The 21,766-nt window shown below is 40.2% G+C and carries 18 protein-coding genes; 2 read left to right on the forward strand and 16 right to left on the reverse strand.

The genetic code is table 11. The annotated features are described in order from the left end of the window. Nucleotides 1–2: 2 nt before the first annotated feature. Entirely contained in the window at nt 3–704 is a 702-nt protein-coding gene (locus OMU_RS03655; protein ID WP_016178611.1) for an ABC transporter ATP-binding protein, read from the reverse strand. Nucleotides 705–820: 116 nt separating this feature from the next. On the opposite strand from OMU_RS03655, the gene OMU_RS03660 reads away from it, so the two are divergent. Continuing rightward, nucleotides 821–1,408: a TetR/AcrR family transcriptional regulator gene (locus OMU_RS03660; RefSeq protein ID WP_016178612.1), complete on the forward strand. Its 588-nt coding sequence runs from the start codon at nt 821–823 to the stop codon at nt 1,406–1,408. A gap of 120 nt (nt 1,409–1,528) precedes the next feature. On the opposite strand, the gene OMU_RS03665 is transcribed toward OMU_RS03660, so the two are convergent. The 3 genes from OMU_RS03665 to OMU_RS03675 form a co-directional block, all read right to left on the reverse strand. After that, complete coding sequence (locus OMU_RS03665; RefSeq protein WP_016178613.1) at nt 1,529–2,536, reverse strand: NADH:flavin oxidoreductase; 1,008 nt, start codon at nt 2,534–2,536, stop codon at nt 1,529–1,531. 148 nt (nt 2,537–2,684) lie between these two features. Further along, entirely contained in the window at nt 2,685–3,179 is a 495-nt protein-coding gene (locus OMU_RS03670) for a GNAT family N-acetyltransferase (RefSeq protein ID WP_016178614.1), read from the reverse strand. A gap of 106 nt (nt 3,180–3,285) precedes the next feature. Next, nucleotides 3,286–3,732 carry a MarR family winged helix-turn-helix transcriptional regulator gene (locus tag OMU_RS03675; RefSeq protein ID WP_016178615.1) on the reverse strand — a complete coding sequence of 149 codons (447 nt, stop codon included), beginning with the start codon at nt 3,730–3,732 and terminating at the stop codon, nt 3,286–3,288. Nucleotides 3,733–4,048: 316 nt separating this feature from the next. Here OMU_RS03675 and OMU_RS03680 point away from each other — a divergent pair, with 316 nt between their 5' ends. After that, nucleotides 4,049–4,696, forward strand: coding sequence for a FusB/FusC family EF-G-binding protein (locus tag OMU_RS03680; RefSeq protein ID WP_016178616.1), 648 nt, complete (start codon nt 4,049–4,051; stop codon nt 4,694–4,696). A 136-nt stretch (nt 4,697–4,832) separates the two neighbouring features. Here OMU_RS03680 and OMU_RS03685 read toward each other — a convergent pair whose 3' ends face one another. The 12 genes from OMU_RS03685 to OMU_RS03740 all read right to left on the reverse strand — a co-directional run bounded on the left by OMU_RS03685 (nt 4,833) and on the right by OMU_RS03740 (nt 21,643). Then, a complete protein-coding gene (locus tag OMU_RS03685; RefSeq protein WP_016178617.1) occupies nt 4,833–6,263 on the reverse strand; it encodes a DUF2142 domain-containing protein in 1,431 nt (476 codons plus the stop codon). A gap of 486 nt (nt 6,264–6,749) precedes the next feature. After that, nucleotides 6,750–8,186 carry a cryptochrome/photolyase family protein gene (locus OMU_RS03690; protein WP_016178618.1) on the reverse strand — a complete coding sequence of 479 codons (1,437 nt, stop codon included), beginning with the start codon at nt 8,184–8,186 and terminating at the stop codon, nt 6,750–6,752. 269 nt (nt 8,187–8,455) lie between these two features. Beyond that, nucleotides 8,456–9,940, reverse strand: a complete 1,485-nt coding sequence (locus OMU_RS03695; protein WP_016178619.1) for a glycoside hydrolase family 1 protein — start codon at nt 9,938–9,940, stop codon at nt 8,456–8,458. After that, nucleotides 9,930–11,738 carry a beta-glucoside-specific PTS transporter subunit IIABC gene (locus OMU_RS03700; protein ID WP_016178620.1) on the reverse strand — a complete coding sequence of 603 codons (1,809 nt, stop codon included), beginning with the start codon at nt 11,736–11,738 and terminating at the stop codon, nt 9,930–9,932. Before OMU_RS03700 ends, OMU_RS03695 begins: the two co-directional genes overlap by 11 nt. A gap of 187 nt (nt 11,739–11,925) precedes the next feature. Next, the gene (locus tag OMU_RS03705; protein ID WP_016178621.1) at nt 11,926–14,163 is read right to left on the reverse strand and encodes a helix-turn-helix domain-containing protein; all 2,238 of its coding nucleotides are present in this window, start codon (nt 14,161–14,163) and stop codon (nt 11,926–11,928) included. A gap of 203 nt (nt 14,164–14,366) precedes the next feature. Continuing rightward, complete coding sequence (locus OMU_RS03710) at nt 14,367–15,314, reverse strand: ROK family protein (protein ID WP_016178622.1); 948 nt, start codon at nt 15,312–15,314, stop codon at nt 14,367–14,369. Between the two features lie 8 nt (nt 15,315–15,322). Further along, nucleotides 15,323–16,234, reverse strand: a complete 912-nt coding sequence (locus OMU_RS03715; protein ID WP_016178623.1) for a sugar phosphate isomerase/epimerase family protein — start codon at nt 16,232–16,234, stop codon at nt 15,323–15,325. 15 nt (nt 16,235–16,249) lie between these two features. Then, nucleotides 16,250–17,305: a Gfo/Idh/MocA family protein gene (locus OMU_RS03720; RefSeq protein ID WP_016178624.1), complete on the reverse strand. Its 1,056-nt coding sequence runs from the start codon at nt 17,303–17,305 to the stop codon at nt 16,250–16,252. Between the two features lie 139 nt (nt 17,306–17,444). After that, nucleotides 17,445–17,834, reverse strand: a complete 390-nt coding sequence (locus OMU_RS03725) for a C-glycoside deglycosidase beta subunit domain-containing protein (protein WP_016178625.1) — start codon at nt 17,832–17,834, stop codon at nt 17,445–17,447. A 12-nt stretch (nt 17,835–17,846) separates the two neighbouring features. Beyond that, nucleotides 17,847–18,857, reverse strand: a complete 1,011-nt coding sequence (locus OMU_RS03730) for a sugar phosphate isomerase/epimerase family protein (RefSeq protein ID WP_016178626.1) — start codon at nt 18,855–18,857, stop codon at nt 17,847–17,849. A 79-nt stretch (nt 18,858–18,936) separates the two neighbouring features. Continuing rightward, nucleotides 18,937–20,031 carry a Gfo/Idh/MocA family protein gene (locus OMU_RS03735; protein WP_016178627.1) on the reverse strand — a complete coding sequence of 365 codons (1,095 nt, stop codon included), beginning with the start codon at nt 20,029–20,031 and terminating at the stop codon, nt 18,937–18,939. A 217-nt stretch (nt 20,032–20,248) separates the two neighbouring features. Next, a complete protein-coding gene (locus OMU_RS03740) occupies nt 20,249–21,643 on the reverse strand; it encodes an MFS transporter (protein ID WP_016178628.1) in 1,395 nt (464 codons plus the stop codon). Nucleotides 21,644–21,766 lie beyond the last annotated feature (123 nt).

Here is a 21,766-nt window from a genome sequence, read left to right on the forward strand (position 1 = left end):
ACCTACCATTCAATCTCTGAAATTTTCTTAGGATTTTGATTTACCATAATTTCCTTTACCTGAGCATCGTGCATACGAATCACCCGGTCAGCGATGGGCGCCAGCGCTGCATTATGTGTCACGATGATTACCGTTGAGCCTTTTTCTCGGCTCATGTCCTGCAAAATTTGCAGAACCTGCTTCCCTGTTTGGTAATCTAATGCCCCTGTTGGCTCATCACATAGCAATATTTTTGGATTTTTCGCGACCGCTCGAGCAATCGCGACCCGCTGTTGTTCCCCGCCTGATAATTGGGCAGGAAAATTATTCATCCGATTCTTCAAGCCCACCTCTTCCAAAACCTGTTCAGGATCGGTAGCCTCTTCGACGATCTCAGAAGCAAGCTCAACATTTTCTTTCGCTGTCAAATTGGGAACCAAATTATAAAATTGGAAGACAAATCCGACGCTTTCTCGCCGATATTCGGTAAGCTGCTTAGCTGTATAATCCGCGATATTATTGCCATCAATGATTACTTGCCCTTTGGTATTTTTATCCATTCCTCCAAGGATATTCAAGACTGTCGATTTTCCAGCGCCAGAAGGGCCTAATACGATGGCTAGTTCCCCCTTTTCTACTTTAAAATTGACGTTTTTGTTTGCCAAGATCTCCGTTTCACCTGTTTGATAGCTTTTGTAATTGTGGACCATTTCGATGTAACTCATAAAATTTCCTCCTTAATTGAACAACGTGTTGATTAAATAATGAAATTAGTATAGAATTAATAAATAAACAATGCAATAAACACTTTGTCCAGTTCTGTTCAATTAGGAGGATAACGATGGGAAATAAAAGAAAAACTGCGAGTAAACAAGAAATTAAACGTGCCTTCACTCGATTGATACATGAAAAGGGATTTGAAGGACTGACAGTGATGGAGATTGCTCGCGAAGCTGGGATCAATCGGGGAACCTTTTACACACACTATATTGATAAGTATGATTTGATGGATAAATTAGAGATGGAAACAATCAATGATTTAAAGGCTATTTTACTGCGGCCAAATGTTGGAGATGTCAATGACCCATTGGAGCTGATTCCTTACCCTTTGATTTTGGAAGCTTTGATTTACGTCAAACAGGATTTTGATTTTATCAGTGCTCTGGCAGGACCAGGCGGCGATCCACAATTTGTCGCGATGATCAAAGGCATTTTATCCGAATTGATTGAATCGAAAATCAGTCAATCCACAGAATTAGAATTTAAAAAAGAAAATCTTCCAGAGGATTATGCCTTGGAGATTCTTCTATCAAGCATCGTAGCGATTATTTTATTATGGATCAAAAAGGGCGGGACAGAATCCCCCGAAGATATTGCCACCATGGTTTTTAAGGCCAGACAGATATCCCCATACGAATTATTGATTTAGAAAAAAGTTAAACGACCCTTTGACTATCCATTTTGATAGTAAAAAGGTCGTTTTCTTTTCATTTGTAAAGTATTTTTCAAAAAAACTTTACGAGTATCATTTTTTTCGTCACTGATCAGTCTAATTTTCCAGCGTCAACATCGCCTGCTTTGCCCACTCTGAATCCTTCAATATTGCTCGTCCAACACCAATCATATCGGCTTTTTCTTCACCTAGTAGTTCTTCAGCAACTTCTGCGTCAAGAATTCCACCTGTTAAAAGAACTGGGATCGTCACCTTTTGCTTGAGGGCCGCGGTCAAATCACTAAAATAACCTTGCTCTGAGCTATTCGGATTGATGTATGAACTGAGTCCTCCTGAAATATCCAATAAATCAATGCCCGCCTGCTCAAATGCTGCCGCTGCAACGATACTATCTTCAATCGTAGTTCCTCCAGGCGCGTGATCACTGGCACCCAGTCGAAGGGCAAGTGGATAATCTGGACCGACCGCTTGACGAACAGCTTCAATGATTTCTAAATGAAGTCGGATTCTTCCTTCGATCGAATATCCGCTATATTGATCTACGTGTTTATTGGTCAATGGAGAATAAAATTGAGTCAATAAATAGGCATGAGCAGCATGGATTTCTACTCCATCGAAACCGGCTTTTTTCGCTCTTACAGCTGCTGCCGCAAAATCAGCAATAACCTTTTGAATGTCTGCTGCGGTCATTTCAATCGGCAAGGCCTTATTTTTAGCAAATTTTGGGTGTTCAATCGCACTGGCACTTTTTGGCAATCCGCCAATAATTTCTTTTTTTCCTCGGGCACCGGCATGGTTGATTTGCGCAAAGACTTTGCTGCGATTTTGATGGATCGTCTTCACTAATTTTTCTAAACCAGCAATATCACTATCCTTCGCCATTGATAATTGTCCTTTACTGGCTTTTCCTTCTTGACTGATATAACTGTGCTCCAAAATAATTAAGCCAATAAAACCGCCTGCGGATTTTTCCGCGTAATAGTCGCAAAGTGCCTGAGTCACTTCTCCGTCTCCCTGCGCTTTTTCCGTTGCCATCGGCGGCATGACCAGCCGATTCGCTACATCTAAATAGCCAATTTTGATCGGTGTTCCCAATAAACTCATCTTTTACCCTCCTCTGATTCTTCGAAAATTCCGAGTGACTTATATCCTCAGTTTATCAGTTAGATTGAGGACATAATAGAGGTTGTAAAAATTTCGGTCTAAAAAAATCTCCTAACCATATCCCTAAAATTGGTTAAGAGAATTTTCTTTATTCCTTCGTCAAATCCCGCATAAAGAAGACCGTATCAACATCCATCAAATGATAATCCTTTGGCATCTCTGATTTATCAATCAACTGAAATTCATGCTTCTTGTAAAATTTCTGAGCTGCTTTCAGCACGTCAACGGTTCCCAAATACAAACGGGTATACCCTTGATGCTTACAGTAAGCGACCAGTGTATCCAACAATTTCTTTCCTACTTGCTTTTCGCCACGAAATTCCTTTGCCGCAAACATTTTTTTGATGGCTCCGCAGTGATTTTCCAGCTTTACTAGAGCAATCGTTCCAATAACGTGTTCATCAGAAAGTGCCACCCAGAAATTTCCGCCTGTATCGATATAGTCTTCTTTGATGCTCAAAAGATCCGGCTGATCTTCAATACTAATGTCAATATTGAATTCCTCTCGTTGAATTGGCAGAATCAAATCAACGACTTGCTGTGTATATTTTTCTTCAAATGGGACAATCTTTACTTCGTTCATTCCACACACTCCTTGATAAATGTTTCACTTTTTTTCTTGATACTTTTCAATCGTAAATAAATTATCGAAAAAACTTTACTTTCATAAAGAATAAACGTCTTTTACTTTACAAACTATTTTCCTGCTCGTTGGGTACGACCTGATACAAGATCTTCTCGATCGTTTGCATGGCGGTGACCAACTCTTGATAGTCCGCTGCGTCTAAGGGCTCTAACAGCTCTAGTACTTTTCGATCCGATTGTTCTTCTACATACTTGTTCAATTCCAAACCCTTTTCACTGAGAAAAAGCTGCATGCTTCGACTATCATTAGGATTTTTCTTTTTAGAAATATAGCCCTCTCGTTCCAACTTGCTCAATTTCCGACTTAAATAACTCTTTTTGATATTTAAACATTTTGTCAGTTGATTTGCGGTAATGTTGGGATGACGACCAATCTCTCCTAGAATACGCATCTCGATCATCGAATAATCCAAATCAAAGACTTTTTGATCAAAGACACCTAAAATTCTTGTATAGTATCGATTAAACTCTCTGACATCGCGGGTATCCAAGCGCTTACACTCCCTCCCTAAATTAGTTTACTTTGGCAACTAAATAAAGTATAAGCGTTTTAGTTTACTTTATCAACTATTTTAAGCGCACAAAGAATAAATCTCTTAAGTTAGCGAATAATTAGAAGAAAAGACTTGTAGAAACGCGAAGAATGATTTATTCTATCGGATGTACGTAACATGCAACATTAGGAGGAGATCATGATGACCCATTCATCTTGTATCGTACGCTCAAAGAACTATCCTACTTATTAAACGATTAGTTCTTTGACGGAAAAGCAATTTTCCTCAAAGAGAGAAATGAGGAAAATCAATTATGAATACAGAAAATAACGTTTTAGCCCCTTATGAATATTGGTATTGCAAGCAGCAGGTCAGCGAACTTGTCAGTGCCTACCATTCAGTGAACGACAAGCAAACAATCGTCACTTTACAGACATTGATCCAAGGAAGGACCGAAGAATTTTTTGGTCGCGATCCTTTACTAGCCGCATATTGGGAACAATTTCTTGATACCGGACTCACGCGGGATAAATTTGAAAAGCTATTTGAAGAAATGAAACGTTTCGTCACTCCGATGGACGTCCCTTCGACAAAGCAGATCGAGAAAAGCTTCCGCAAAGTCAAAAAAATGCAGTATCCCGAACTGGAAACAAAAGATTTTCGCGACCTAAGCTATTTGGGCTGGAACGACAGCGGTACCAATCGCAAATACTTGCTTCGTAAAATCGACGGACGTTTTGTCGGTGCCTATGGCAGCTTTAGTACCGATGTGCAAAAAGGCCATTGTGCAATTTGTAATCAAATCAGTACCGTCGCCTTCTTTTTGGCAACCACCAAATCTGCTGGAGATGGTACGTATACCAAAAAAGGCAACTATATTTGTACCGATAGCGATCAATGCAATCGCCAGCTGACACAATTAGCAACCTTAGAGCGCTTTTGGGACACAGTTACGAAGTAAAATCTGTAAAAACTTTACAAACAGAAAGCTTTTTTGAGAAATACTTTACAAAATGAAAGTCGAACGGCCATCTTTCTATCAGTTGATAGGAAGTGGCGTTCGACTTTTTTGTTCATAAACTAAACTTGATTTTAAATTAGCCAACAGGGTACCGATTTGACAATGTTATTAATGTCGCGATCAACACAGTAACCATACAAATTGAAACGACAATATTTACCCTGCTATTTTTTATGTTGAGGATTTTTTCTTTGCTGGAAAACAGTGGCACAATCAACAAGCTGGCCGGGATAAAGTAGCGTCCTTGCAATCCTTCAATCGACGCGGTACGCCCGACCTTGTTCCAAATTTGATACAGAGCAAAGAAGGTCAAGACCGTATACAGGAGCAGCATCACCGCGACAACGATTCTTTGATAAGGAATCAATGACTGATAGTCCTTTTCTTGAACAAAGCAAGCTCCAATGAAGGTCATAAAATACAAAACGAGCCAGTGTAATCCTAACGGTGCATCGAGCAAACCAAATTTTCCGGCAAAGGAATAGACGATATTGTCTCCTTTTGTGCCAAAGAGATAGTTATCTCGAAAATTTTCAAAAAAGATTCCTGGTTCCTTCAAGAACAATGCCACCTGCTTACTGGGATTGGCAAAATCACGATAAAGCAGCTGCTGATCAATCATCAGTTTATTCCATAGTACATAACATAGGATGCAGGATACAAAAATACCTACACCCCAAATCACTTTACGCTGGATGCTAAACGTTTTATTAGGTATCAAGAAAAACAACATGCCCAAGACAATCAGAGTCGGCTTCAGCAACACTAAGAAAACCATCAAGACAGCACTGAGAGCAAGCTTGCGATTACTGATCGACTCCTTACCAATCAAGCTGGTAATCCAAGCAATGAAGAAGAAGCTTATTGCAATGATCATTGCATCTCCCGAGACCGAGGTTGCTAAAAAGAGCGCCATCGGATTCAACGCGAGTATCGCGGCACCCATTTTAGAGTATGGAAATCGCTTGATAGCGAAAAAGAGGATCAATACATAAAAAATCAGATTCAAATACCTGGCGGCGTAATACTGCCAAATCACTGGTTTCCCCATCAACTTGCCAACCTTGATTCCGAATATCTGAGGAAGATAGTTCACAAAGAAGTAATTCGTGATACCACCAGTACCAATAAAGGCTTTTTCACCGGCCTTAATATGTTTCTCATCTACTTTGTATTGGTAAGGGTATTCCGTATTCTTTCCATTCTTATCAACAGCGTAAGAATTCATACTTTTCATTTCGTACGGAACCTCGAACCCATAGTTTCCCCATGTATTGTCTGTTTTCTTCAACTTTTTGTTATAGGTCATTGGTTTGACCTTGAATTCCGAAAACGCATAGGCTTTAATGAAATGCCCAATCTCATCCGGTGCCTGGATCGGCGGTACGGTATTGATCATTAATAAGCCAAAAACGATCGCTAAGACTAAAAACAAACGATTGGGAAATGTAATTTTCTTGATTGCGTGTAATAACCCAGCTCCGCCATCCTTTATTTTTTCGATCATCCTCACTCCCTCCAATAAGATCATTTATAATTATACTCTTACGTAAAATTCAAAAAAAGCTTTTTATTATCTAGCATCATTAGTCTACACAAAAACAGATAATTAACCTTTCTTTTTACATCAGATCGCTATTGTTCTTCATTATCTGAAACTCGCATTTCCATCATCAGTATCTTCACCTTAGGACAAATGTACTTTTTCTTCTGTAGCATGGTATCCGTTCAAATTGAAAATTAACAGAATTTGATAGCAAAAAGTTCTCTGAATTTGCGACTCACTAATTATAAAACCCGTAACGATAGTAGCTTCGTTACGGGTTTTATTATGAAAATAGATCGTATCCAACTATTATTTCTTGCTTCAATTTCTATAAAAAAACTTGATTTGATTTCCTTCACCAGCACTGTATTCCAGCATTATTTTTATTTACTTAAAAATAGAAGGTTGATTATGCAACTATAAAGAAAGAAAAAGCTAAACTGTGCTTTATTTCTCATCTTGATCCGCCTCTACTTCTCTTGCGTATTCTTTACTGGCCTCATACACAGAAATTGCGCGTTTTCGTCGTTCCTTATGATCCACAATTGGTCTTGGATAGTCTTTATCCAAAATCACCCCATATTCTTCTTGCTCTGCCTGCGTCATTTTCTCTGGTTGATGAATCAGCTTTTCGGGAACATTTTTCAATTCCTTCACATATTTCTTGATAAATTTGCCTTCTTTATCGAATTTTTGTGATTGCGTCGCAGGGTTGAACACGCGGAAATACGGTACAGCATCGGTTCCAGTTGAAGCAGCCCACTGCCAGCCACCGATATTGCTGGCAGGATCATAATCGATCAATTGCTGCTGGAAATACTGCTCACCCCAGCGCCAATCAATCAGCAGATCCTTCGTCAAAAAAGAAGCGGTGATCATCCGCAGACAATTGTGCATCCACCCTGTTTCGTTCAGCTGACGCATTGCTGCATCAACGATCGGAAAGCCAGTTTTGCCTTCCTGCCACTTTTTGAACTTTTCTTTATCGTTTTCCCATTGAATGAAGCGAAATTGTGCTTGGATCGGTTCATTTTGTTGACGAGGATGTTTCGTAAAGATCATATTGTAGAAATCCCGCCAGCACAATTCTCTTTGAAAGGTATTACGTCCTTGAAAGACCTCTTCCTCCTGTAATGCCTGCCAAACCGTTCGAATCGAGAGTTCTCCTGTTCGCAAATACTGAGACAAATGACTGGTTTGATCTAAGCTCGGGATATCACGAGCCTTCTCATAGTTTTCCACTGAATTTTTGACAAATTTCTTTAGTTGACGCTGCGCTGCCTCTTCGCCAAGATTTTTAAACTTCGGCAATTTAGCAACTAACTCCTCAAACTTTTCCTTGTCAGCAGGAAATAGCGCCTTTGAATAAACCGCTTCGGCCTGAAAATTAACCTTAAGCGGTGTTTCCTTCACGCGTTCCTTCCATTGATTGTAGTAAGGAGTAAATACTTTGTAGGCTTTCCCCTGTTGATTTTTGATCTCATTTGCTCCATGAAGGTAGTGATCTTGAAAACGAAAATAATCAATCGCGTTTTGTCGGAAAAATTTCTTTGCTTCATCATCTCGCTTAGCACCAAATCCAGTGGTATCCTCATTGAAATAGATTTTATTCCAATCCGGCAAAGCTTTTTTTAGTTGTTTAAACAATTCAATCGGTTCTCCGTATTGAACTTGTAGCTGCGCCTTCTCATCGATTTTTTCTTTAAAATAAGCTAGACTTGCAAAGAAAGCGTGATGATTGTGACTGTCTTCTAGAAATTGCGCTGGATTAACTTGAAATAATAAAATCAACTCATCTTCATCAGTTAAATCTTGAAACGCATGATAAAGCGCTTTGTTGTCCTGTATTCTCAAATCCCGACGAAACCACATAACCGTTTGCATCGAATCAACCTCCTTAATAAAATGACGATCCTTTATTCGAAATTAACATAGATTCCGCTAAAACGCATGTTATTGGTTTATCCTATACTTTTAATTCATCGTTTAGTAGTCGGATTATTCATCAAAAAAACGTGTAAGGACTCACTGCGAGAGCGTATCCTTACACGATTTTTTATAGCTTCATCTCATCTATTCCGAACTTCCATTCTTTTGTAATTCCGTTGTGCATCACGAGGAAATCAACATTTAGGAGATGTCTGTCAATATTACTAAAACGAAGTCACCCGCTCATCAGTTACAGATTTTTTCAAGATACTTTGACCATTACTTTCAATCACGTGTTTATACCAATAATAAGATGCTTTCGGGTAACGTTTGAAGCTGCCTTCTCCCTGATTGTTTGCGTCGACATAGATAAAGCCGTATCTTTTTTCAATACTTCCTGTCGATAAAGCGACCAGATCGATCGCGCTCCAAGGCATGTAGCCAATAACGTTCACTCCATCCTTGATTGCCTCCATCAGCGCTTCAACATGCGCCTGCAAATAATCAATGCGGTACTGATCATCGATTTTTCCGTTGATCAGCTCGTCCTTCGCTCCCAGACCGTTTTCAACGATCATGATCGGAATTTGATAGCGATCATAAACGGTATTCAGTAGATATCTCAAACCCGTGGCATCGATTTGCCAACCCCATTCGCTTTCCTGTAAATAAGGATTTTTCACACCAAAGCCTGAGATTAGATTTCCCGCGGCTTTATCCTTGCCTAATGCTTCCCCTTCTTCCTGACCACTTACGCAAAGGGATTGATAATAGCTGCAGGAATAAAAATCAACACATCCTTCGGCTAATATTTGTTGATCACCAGGCTCTGTGTGAAACGAAATGTGATGCTCGTCAAAATAACGCTTGGAATAACTTGGATAGTACCCTCGGATCATCACATCGCTGCAAAACATGTTTTTCATTTGTTCATATTGCAATGTACTAAAGACATCCTGAGGATCACTGGTTAAAGGATAGCCCACCATACTAGCGATCATACAGCCGACTTTTAAGGTTGGATCAATGTCATGAGCCATTTTTACGGCTTGCGCACTAGCCAAGAATTGATGATGGAGCGCTTGATATCTCGTATTGTCGTTGTTGATCTCAGAAGGAATCGAAGCATTCAGTCCCACTGCTGTCCGAATCCCAAAATTGACTAACGTACAATTGATTTCATTAAAGGTGATCCAATAGCTGACCTGTTCATGATAGCGTTCGAATAACGTCTGACAATATTTCAAATAATGATCGATCATTTCACGATTGGTCCAGCCGCCTCTTTCCGCCAGATACCAAGGAGATTCATAATGAGAAATCGTCACGATCGGTTCGATATCATATTTTGATAATTCCTCAAAGATACGATCGTAAAATTGTAATCCAGCTTCATTTGGCTCTTCTTCAATCCCGTTTGGATAAATTCTCGTCCAAGCGATCGACATGCGATACGCCTTTAAGCCCATTTCGCCCATTAATTTGATATCCTCTTGATAATGATGATAGAAATCCACTGCTTTATGAGAAGAATAGTATTCGTCTTCAAAAGCGGATGCAACTTCTACACGAACCCCTTCATCCATATCTGTAGCAATCGTATCGATGACACTGACGCCTTTTCCATCCTCATTCCACGCACCTTCAATCTGATTTGCGGCAATCGAAGCTCCCCATAAAAAATCAGTTGGCATTTTATTATCTAACATACAATACTTCAGCTCCGTCCATGTCTCTCAAGTGAATTTCTTCAAACTCCTTCGAATTTGTCACAACAACCATCGTCGTCGTATCAAAGCCTAATTCTTTGATTTTTTTAGCGTCAAACGTCAGCAATGGTTGATCCTTTTTCACAAAATCCCCTTGCTTCACGAGCGTTTCAAAATACTCGCCCTTAAGTTCAACAGTATCAATTCCTACATGAATCAATAATTCCAAACCATCTAAACGCTTCAAGCCAATCGCGTGCTTCGTTGGGAAAACAGAAACAACTTCGCCATCAAAAGGACTGGTTACTCGCCCTTCATTCGGAATAACGGCAAAGCCTTCTCCCATCATTTTTGATGAAAACGCCTGATCATTGACTTCCTCTAATTTAACAATTTTTCCTTTTACTGGAGATTCCACGGTATTTGTTTGACTCTTATCGGCAATATCCTCAAAACCAATCACATACGTAATGATGAAGGTGATCAAGAAGGTCACCGGAATACTGGTTAAGCCTAAAATAAAGTTAGAAATCGATCCGGCATAGATCGGAATCGTTAATAGACTTGGAGTAACAAAGGTCGGTGCCGTTATCCCTAAAAATCCGATATAGCAGCCGCCTAATAATGAGCCTAATAAAACGGCGATAAATGGGCGTTTCAAGCGAAGATTGACCCCATAAAGTGCCGGCTCCGTGATGCCCAATAAAGCGGAAATCGTCGCGGAAATGGCGGTTCCCTTTAAGGCTTTATTTTTCGTTTTGACAGCAACCGCACCAGCAGCACCAGCTTCAGCAATATTCGCAGCTAATCCTGATGGCAAGAAAATTGCGTCAAACCCTTGAGTCGCAAACATTTGCACTAATAACGGAATCGTAACATTGTGAGTCCCTGTCAATACCATGATCGGGAATAATGCCGCATTCAAACCAACTGCAACCCATCCCCATTGATTCATAATATTGACTAACTTGAAGAAGCCATCTCCAATCACCGTCGTTGCAGGTCCAATAATGATTAGCATGATCGGTGCGACGATCAGTAATGAGATCATTGGTCGCAGAAAAACTTTAACAATCGAAGGACTAATCTTATCCGCGAATTTGTCCACGTATTTCAATAGCCAAACACCGAAAATTGCTGGCAAGGCTTGTGAACTGTAATTGATGATTTGCACACCGATTCCGAAAAATGTGGTACTCGTTCCTTCATCTCCTAAGGTTAATAACGTCGGATGTAAAATAATAAGGGCAATTGCCAGAGCCAGAAAGACATCCACATTCATTTTTTTAGCAGCATTGTAACTAACAATTACTGGTAAGAAATAGAAAACAGCATCTCCAATCATATTCAAGACAATATAACTTGAAGAATCAATCGCAATCAGTCCAGTAAAATTAAGTAACACAGCCAATACCTTGATCATCCCAGAACCTGCGATCACAGGAATAGCCGGAATAAAGCAGCTGATCATAGTGTCTAGTCCCTGCTTCGCGAGATTCACCAGCTTGTTTCCTTCTTGCTTACTTGTAATTGGATACTCAAACTTAACCGAATCGCCTAAAATTTTCTGTACCTCTTTGTACACCTGATCCACTTCTGGTCCGATAATTATCTGAAATTGACCACTGGAACGCGTAAGACCGATAATCCCACTCTCATTTTCCAACGCTGCTTCGTCTACTAAAGACTCATCCCTCAGTACAAAGCGCAGTCGCGTGACACAATGAGAGACGGAGGTAATGTTCTCTTTTCCTCCAACACAACGAATAATGACTTCTGCAAGATTTTTGTGCTTCATTATAATTGCTCCCTTCGATGATATACCTTATTATCGCTAATTTTCCTGTAACCATCTTTCGTGTTCTTAACCAGAAAAAAAATAATCCTAGTCGATTTTTAACCTGTTCAGTTGATCTGCTGAAAAAAGCTAAAATTCACTATAGGATTATTAACATGTGTCAAAAGGAGCCTAGAAATGAGTTTGATCAATGAACGTAGATCAGGTGCAAATGTCTGATTTCATTTGGCTGTAGCACGATCTCTATTTCCAAACTATTGGTAGTTGTATGCATTCTTTTCCCTTTAATCATCGGTTTAGAGGCAGACAAAAGATAATCCAGCTCATCTCTGCCGAAAAAAGAGCTATTTTCAAACCCCATCTCATTAAAAATATGCAAACAACCACCCTGCTCCTCACTCAGTTCTCTTGATTTCAAAAAATACTGACCATTTTTCAGTCCAGAAATTGTCAATTTGATCGTCTTTGGCTGATTGTCTTCAAAAAGCTCCTCAAAATCACTAATGATCGTCCCTTCATTTTCCTGATTATAGAACCGATAGTTTGGGCTTTTACAATTATGGCAGACCAACTGAATATATTGTCGGTTACTATAAGAAATCAGCATACTGTCATCCTTGTACAAAAAGTATTTATCCAACTGATTCAGAAATTTCAAGCTATAATACGCCGGTTTTTTGATGCCATCCTTCGTGAGAATTCCTGGCAAACCAGATAACGGCTTATTGGATGTGATAGGAACCATCAAATCAAAGGGCTGCTCGAGTGGTAAGCTCTCTACTCTCCCGTAGGCGTCAATAATATTTTTCAAAATGCTAGCTCCGCGATAAGAAGAATCATTGATGACTGAAAACTCATTCAGAGCATCCTTCCAGCTAGTAATGACAACCTCCGTAATGTCATGTTTCAAACAGATCTCTTTCGCCAGCTCGTATTGCTGCACAATATAATTAGTATCTGGTTTGCGATTAATATAATACTTCGTCCCTAATTTCTCGATGGAATAAGGAGCAATGTTGATGGTTAGCTTGGGAAGGTGTTGATTCTTTTCTAAAAAACGCGCGAGATTTCCACCCGAAGTATCCATCAATAAGCCTGGGCCTACAAGATTTTTCGATAAACCCAACTTATTTAACACCCGAGATAATTTCTCGTAAAGCTTCGCATAGTTACTGGCCTTGCTTTCAGAAAAATACGTATTATATAACAATTCAAAGGTCATACTTTTTAAAATTTTGATGCCATAGCGATTGGCAAAATGATTTAAGAACTGTTCAAAATACGCTTGAAAACTTGGCTGATTCGATATATCCCGATAATCGAGAACCAGCATGATTTTGAAATCTAAACTGACCAAAAAATCTAACGTCTTCTCCTCAATGAAAAAGGTCGTATTTTGGGTCAGATGATTGTCCAGAATTACTCTGGCAGTTTTAAAGGGCATGCTGCTTTTCAATTCAAGCAACTGATCGTTCAGGCCGTTCTCGAAAACTCGCGAGATCGATCCGATATTCACAATATCGAACCAAAAAGGCTTGAGTGTTTCCGGCTCGTCCCCGATTTCGACATAAATTTGATGAAGCTTTTCTTTCGTCTGCTCTGGTTTACTCAGCAGTAATCTCTGAACCTCAGCATCGTTGACTTCTTCTAGAGTCTCTTTCTTCTCAAAATGGCTTTTGCGATAATCAGTCGGCGTCACACCAAAATGAGCCTTAAAGGACTTTGTAAAAGAAATTTGATTGGGAAATCCATGTGACAACGCTATTTTCGATAGGGTATCCGGCGAATTGACTACATCCTCCAACGCCTGCTCTAAACGAATGTCCGTTAAAAATTTTAGAAAGGTCACTTGAAAGGTTTCCTTGAAATATCTCGAAAAATATTGCGGCGTCACATTGAATTTTTCAGCGATTACTTGAAGGGAAAGGTCCTCTGCGTAATTCGCATGAATATACGCCAGAATACTATTTTTCCGTGCTTCATCTTCATTTTCAATAAAAAGGTTATTGGCAAAATTGGTCACTAAAAATGAGAGGAAATCGAACATTTCTTTTTGATAATGCAAATAATGCTCATCCATTTCGATATCCAGCTCGATCAGCTTATTCAAACGCAGACGCAGCTTGTCGAATAACTGCCCGTCCCCTTTGCGACTATCACAAACAAAAACGATTTTCTTGTAATCCATCATTCGCAGCAGCTCGTTGCTGGAAATAGTGAGCCGCGCAAAAGCTCCGTCATGACAATCTACCGCTACATCTTCATTTGGATTTAACAGTAGGAGATCCTTTTCATTTAGCTCAGAAATTCCATGAGCCAAATGGAGAAAAATCTGTCCCTTTAAAACATAATACAAGTAAAAATTTTTATCGCGGCTCTTATCCAATGACTGATTATAGATACTTATATCGATCGTCTTATTCATTCAGCTTCCTCTTTCCTGCATTCACTTACTTCTATCGTATAGGAAGAATCCCCATTTGTATCCGTTTTTATCAAAATAAACCTGACAAAAAGAAAACATCTTTACTCACTTTGGAAGAAAACAAGGTCCGCCAAAAGCTTTCAAGATGTCAAAAATTGATTGAGTCCTATTTTTCGTTTCAAAACCACTAATTCCAAGTACTCTCATAAGCAGTCATTGTTCGTTAAATACGCATAAACCGCCCCATAGATGCCGGCTTCATTCCCAAGCTGCGCTTTCTTTACGGAGAAATGCGCTTTAATCTGCGGAAACACATACTGCTCTAGCTTTTTCTTCAATGGCAGCAATAATTGGTCGCCAGCTTCGGATAGTCCGCCACCAATCACTATTTCTTCTACATCAATTGTGTTCATGATTCCAGCTAAGGCTTGTCCTAAGATATCAGTAAATTCCGCCAATACTGCCTGTGCGTGGACATTCTTTTGGGCCGCTTTCTCGAAAACGATTGGCGGCGTGATTTCCGGCCAATTTTCATTGACTTCTTTCAGCTTCTTTCGCATGCTTAGCGCCAATCCATTGGCAGAAGCAAAGGTTTCGAGGCAATTTCTACCACCGCAACCGCACAAGCGCTGTTCGTCAGAGCGAATCGGAATATGACCGATCTCTCCACCAGAGGAATGACAGCCATTCAAGACTTCACCATTTAAGACGATGCCGCCGCCAACGCCTGTCCCTAAGGTGACGAACAGCAGATTAGCCTTGCCCTGAGCTGCGCCCTTCCACATTTCGCCTAGTGCGGCTGCATTTGCGTCATTTAATAAGCACACGTCAATTCCTAAATCGGTTTCGATTATTTCTTTTAACGGGAGATCCTTCCAATCTAAATTGACTGCTTGAACGACCATTTTCCCATCTGGCGAGATCGGCCCCGGAACACCGATCCCGATTCCTTTTACAGTTGCTAGTCTAGCATCTTCAAGTGTCGTTCGAATGGAGTCACAAATCTCCTTGGGAATGTCTTTCCCTTTTTCTGCAATATTTGTTGGGATCGACCACTTCTTCTCGATTGTTCCTGCATCGTCCATCAAGGCAAACTTGATAGAGGTGCCACCAATGTCGATCCCGATTAGTCTATTCTTTTGTGTTTTCATCCCATCACCTAGACAAAGTTCCGTAAGTAGTGGGCACTTTGCTTGATCGAACGTTTGACATCTTCGTAATCAGACTCAAACGCCCGATCCTCTACTTCAATACAGGTATAGCCGCTATAGCCAATATCGGTTAATGCCGAAACATATTTTCCCCAATCAACATCGCCTAAGCCTGGTATTTTTGGTGACATATATTCTAACGGTGTCGCCATTACGCCGACCTCTTGAAGCTTGCTCCAATAAACCTTGATGTCCTTATAATGAACATGGAACAGCTTGTCTTTGAATTCATAGATCGGGGCTAAATAATCCATTTGCTGCCAAACAAAATGCGATGGATCAAAGTTTAAACCAAGATATTCACTATCTAAAAGGTCAAAGATTTTTCTGAATAAAGCAGGAGTCGTCATCAAATTTTGACCGCCTGGCCATTCATCTTCGGTAAAGAGCATCGGACAATTCTCAATCGCGATCTTGACTTTTTGCTTCTCCGCATATGCTAAGATCGGCTTCCAAACCTCTTCAACCTCCTTTAAATTTTCAGAGATCGTTTTTGAAGGCATCCGTCCAATAAAGGTCGTCACCAAATTAATCTCCATTAATTTCGCTGCATCAATGACTGAATAAATATGATCAATCACTAGCTGACGTTTTTCCAAATCCTCATCTAGCGGATTCGGATAGTAGGCCAAGGCCGAGATCGCAACCTTTTTCTCAGCAGCGTAGGCTTGATATTTCTCTGCTTGTTCCTTTGTCAGATTTTCTGTGTCAATGTGTGAAACGCCGGCATAACGACGCTCTGCTTTTCCAGCAGGCCAGCATGCAACCTCCACACAATCCAATCCATTTTCAGCAACGATATCGATCATTTCATAAAAATCACTTTGATCTAAAATCGCTGAAACCAATCCTAATTGCATGTTCCTTCCCTCTTTCTATTCAAAATCGACCGAACGGTGTTCCTTCGCTGAGACGCGAATCGCATCCAATAGCTTCATTAAGCGTAATATTTCTGTTGGTTTAACCACTAATTCGCCCTCGCCGTCAACGTAGTTTCTGTACTGATCAAAGAACATTTCATGATTGACTGAAACCTCAGGAAGCTCTTCGGTCACTAACCGTCCTTCTGGTGGCGGCCCGAATGAACGGGTCGGACCAGCTGCTGTCATAGTAATTTTGCCTGGAACATTCGTTAACAATTCACTTGTTCGAACGATTTTCCCCTGCGGGTTAAATCCGTCCACATAAGCACTGGACTTATTTCCCCCAACAAACCAATGGCGTTCAAACCATGAAGCTTCGTCTTTTAGGAAATACGTCCCTAATTCTACTTGACCCGTGATTCCACTATCAAAATAAAGCTGGATATTGAAGTAATCATCGACGTTTTCATTAATGACATTTCGCACATCCGCATAAACCGTCTTCAATTTCCCTGGAATCATCCACAGCATTTGATCTAACAAATGCACGCCCCAATCATAAAGCATCCCGCCACCAAACTCCGGATACACGTGCCAATCGTGCATGTTTCCATTAAAGCCGTAGAGACAATTTTTAATCGTATAAATGTCGCCAAGCGTCTGACTGTCGATGACTTCCTTCATCAAACGATAATCCTTGTCCCAACGACGTTGATGATGAATCGTAAAGCGCACACCCGCTTTTTCAGTGATTTCCATCATTTCTTGAAATTCTGTGCCATTCATCGCCGCTGGTTTTTCCAAAATAATATCCTTTTTGGCTGCAGCCGCTTTTTTCACCATCTCTAAATGAAGATGATTCGGCACCGCAATGATGACTGTGTCAATGTCTTTTTCTGCTAATAACTGATCCGCCTTCAAAAATGTTTTTACGCCTTCGTTTACTTCCTTTAACTGGTCCTTATTGATATCACACACAGCGATTAAGGTTGCATAATCTAATTTTTTGATGGTTTGCGTATGAGTTTGACCCATGAAACCATGTCCAATGATTCCAAAATTTAACATCGCTTTTGCTCCTTATTTCTATTAATGACTTAATTTTCATGCCGTATATCCTTCCACTAGGTGCTTGTGTTTATCTTCATTACTTCACTAACCCTTTTTTCCTGAAATAAACTGCGCAAAATCGAACTGACATCTTCGCTTAAATCGTCACCGTTCGTTCTTTCACACCGACTAACGGCACTGGAATATACGCTGTTCTAGTAGCCACGGTCAATTTTACTTGATGATCGCCTGTTGATAGTCCGCCTGGTTTTAAGACGCGAATATATAAGGGCTCACCATATTCCCATTTATAACTGGTAACAGTTGTTGCTTCTTTTAAATAGAACCAATCTTGCTGATCGATTGAAATTTGGATGTCTTCTGTTGAGACTTCCGCATCATCTACCGCTACTTTGATAAATTCCACCATGGAAAGAGGGATACCACGATAATACGTAATCAGCGTTTGTAATTCGAAACCAATTACTTCACCCTTTTCTTCAATATTTTTGCAGGTAGCCTCTTTAAACACATTATTGTCAAACATTCTTACATCCTCCTATCCTTGGATCTCTTTTAAGCACGCCTGCAAGTATTTTTGATTTGCGGCCACTTGTTCTTTTTCCTGCATTGGTTTGCCTGGTAGTGTGAAGCGATTACCTTCATATTCAGTTGCCACGTAACCGTCATAATCTTTTCCATGCAGATATTCTAAAAGTCCTTTGTAATCCATCGAGTATTCGGGGCCTTCAGAGGTCATTTCAAACATTTTGATATGGAAATGCTTGATGTACGGCATATACTCGTCCAGCACGGTAAACGGATAATTTTCATAGCCATCACAAAGCGGCGCAAACATTTGATCTTCTTTGGTTTTGATAACTTTTTTAAAGTCTTCTGGATATTCGCCATTGTTTTCTTTTACGATACGGTGAAGGTCTGTTCCTTGTGCAAAAATCTCATCTAAGTAAGCAAACATTTCTGGGCTTGCGCCATTATTGATTTCATAATTCACCACTACTCGCGGGAATTTTTTACAGAAAATTCCTGTATCGATCACTAACCCGATATAGGGAGAATCCAATCGTTTCATTTCTTCGATAAAATGAAGCGTCTCAGGTTCATCAAAGGCCATGCCGGCATGAATTTCTAAAGCAATCGTTACATCACATTCTTTACAATAAGGCAGCAACGGCTCACATACCCAATAAGGCACCATTGATACCAAACGAATCAATTTAATTCCTAAGCGATTGGCCTGTTTGATTTCTTCGATCAATAACTCAATACACTCGCGTTTTGTTAAACTGCGATTGTTATAGAGATTGGTGTTTAAAAAAACATCCGCGATAACCGGCTTAATTCCTGTTTCTTCTAAAAGCTGATGCCAATGGGAAACGTCCTCTTGTGTCGGATGAGGCGCGTTTTTGATCATTTGATCTGGTAAAATTTCCACTCCTTCAACCTTGTGTTCCTGCAAAAAGTGCATTAAATCATCTAGGTTCATGCGATGATTTAAGTATTCATCCTGTAAACTATATAAACTTACAGCCGTTTTGATTTTCGACATTTGTATTCCTCCTACGAATAATTAATAAAGATGATGGGACGAGCGACTGCTTTCAATTGCGCTCGTCCGCCTCATTAAATTACAGTTCCACAACTTTTCCAGTTTCTGCAGATTTGTAAATGGCTTCTAAAATTTGTGTCACCACAATTGCTTGTTCTGGTTTTACCAACGGCTCTGTATCATTCAAAATCGCTTCGACCCATTGCTTCGCTTCCGCATCCTTTTGCTCCAAACTGCTGCCTTCAAAGCCAAAGACGCCGCCAGCATCAGAAGGTTGCGTTTGCTCCAATTGATTGTGAGCCGCTTTGTTAAAGACCACATATCCTTGATCTAAGAAGGCTTTTCCAAACATTTCCGCGCCGCCTTCTGTCCCGCAAAGTGTGACCTGTGCTTCCTTCGGATTGATCATATTCAAGGCCCAAGCCGCTTCCAAGAAGATCGTTGCGCCATTTTCCATTTTGATTAAACCGAATGCGGAATCTTCTGTTTCAAAGGATTCCGGTTCCCACGGTCCAAACATATTCGCCATTGGATTATCCTTCAATTTTTGGTAGGTCGAGCCCAAAACCATTTTTGGTTTGTAATTATTCATGTACCAAAGGGTTAAATCTAACGCATGGGTACCGATATCAATCAACGGACCGCCGCCTTGTTTTTCTTTATCTGGGAAAACACCCCAGGTCGGAACACCTTTTCTACGAACCGCATGAGCTTTTGCAAAGTAGATTTCGCCAAGCTCGCCTTTACTGCAGGCATCATAGGTTGCTAAGGAATCCGCACGGAAACGGTTTTGATATCCGATCGTTAATTTTTTGCCTGTGCGTTCTGCGGCCTCCAGCATTTTTTTCGCTTCTTCATAGTTGATCGCCATTGGCTTTTCACACATCACGTGCTTACCGCTTTCTAAGGCATCAACCGTAATAAATGAGTGAGAAATATTTGGTGTCAATACATGTATCACGTCAATATCAGCTTGCTTCACCACTTCTTTGTAGTCTTCTGTAACTAATGCATCGGCAACACCATATTCTGCCGCCGCAGCTTCTGCCCGTTCAATGATCGTGTCGCAAAAGGCCACCAATTCTACTTGATCCGCTAATTTCGCTAACGCTGGTAAATGTTTTTGGTTGGCAATCCCGCCGCACCCGATAATACCAAATTTTAATTTTTTCACGTTGTTTTCCTCCTTGTTCGTTTTTACGCTGACATCCATACACTATTAGCCAGCCGCAATCATTTTATTGACTGGCTAAATGGATATCGCTTACAAAATCTAGTTTACTGAATGATGCCTTTTCGTACTCTTCAAATCGTACGTTTAAAGATCAAACATTTTTGCACTATATCTTCATTCTTTTTATAATGCACAAATTTATACCATACTTTTATGCTCAATCATTGATATTCTCGCGTTTTTTATCTAGTTGGGCACGAATATCATCCGTATCCTTGTCGCTTAAGTTCCATAACAGACAAGCCAATGCAGCAGCGAAAAATAGGATTGCTGGAATCAAATTAACCACTAGATTGATACCATTTTTAGTCGCCATTGATTGTTCCATATTGGCCCGATAGCCGAATGAATGCAGCAGCATGATTCCAACCGATGCTCCGATAGCGTTACCAATTTTTGTCGCTAATCCATAAGTCGCATAAGCAGTCCCGTCTGTTCGAACCCCTGATTTCAATTCTTGGTAATCTACAGAATCCGCCACTAATGAAAGTGAAATCGGAAAGCCCATATTGAACAATCCAAAAATTACATGACCGGCAATAATCATTGGCAAGTTGTCAAAATCAGCAAAGTATACGACGAGTAAACCAATCCCTTGAAGAATCAAGGAAACCATCAACACATTACGTTTCCCAAAACGTTTAACCAAAGGAACAATTGCTAATGAACAAAGCGCTCCGCCAATGGATGGAATCGTCATGAGTAAGGCAATCAAGGTAAACGCACCTAAACAATAAATGACATAAAAAGTTGTTACAGCGATTCTTCCCATAAAAGCAGTCATTTGCAAAATCATGATAAGAAAAACGATCATTAAGTATTTATTACCAATCACATTTTTAATCGTGGTACGAAACGGTACTTTATTTTCATTTCTCATCGGTTGAACAACTTCTCGAGATGTCGCGAATACCGCGAAAAACAACGGGATCGAAATTACCGCATAGATCAACGCTGTCATAAAATAGCCTCGACCAGTTGCTACCTGCGAACCATCTGAAAATGCCAGCATAATAAACGAAGACAATGAGTTCACAATAATCATTCCGACATTCATCCCAACCGAGCGCCATGCATTTAACTGATTTCGTTCATTGGCATCTTCACTCATCACCGCCGCCAAAGCCCCGTAAGGAATATTCACTAATGTGTAGATCATTCCAGCGATGATATAAATAACCGCTGCCCAAATGATACCTGCCGTTCCATTTCCAAACGGACCGGTGAAAGTCAAAACTGAAAACAGAGCTAAAAATGGTGAGCCAAAAGCAATATAAGGGCGGAAACGGCCTAACTTGCTTCTTGTACGTTCAGCGATCATCCCCATCATCGGATCATTGATCCCATCCCATAAACGGGCAATTAGCATGATCATCGAAACTGCAACCGGAGCCAAACCAACAATATCCGTATAAAAAACAGTCAAATAAGTGCCGACAAATGTCCAGACAAACTGGCTAGCCAAGTCACCCAATCCATAAGCAATCATAGAAAATTTCGTTAACCCTTTTTTCTCCATCTTCATTCCATTTTCAAAGACATCTTTTTCCATGTGAACCTCCTAGAATAGTTGTATTTGCAAACGTTTACAATGAATAGTTTAATCTGTCAGCCAAAACATTACTCTGCTTTTTTCATTCTTTCTATTGATACTTTCCTAGGATGATGGCTTTGA

Source organism: Enterococcus avium ATCC 14025 (genome assembly GCF_000406965.1).
Taxonomy (GTDB): domain Bacteria; phylum Bacillota; class Bacilli; order Lactobacillales; family Enterococcaceae; genus Enterococcus_A; species Enterococcus_A avium.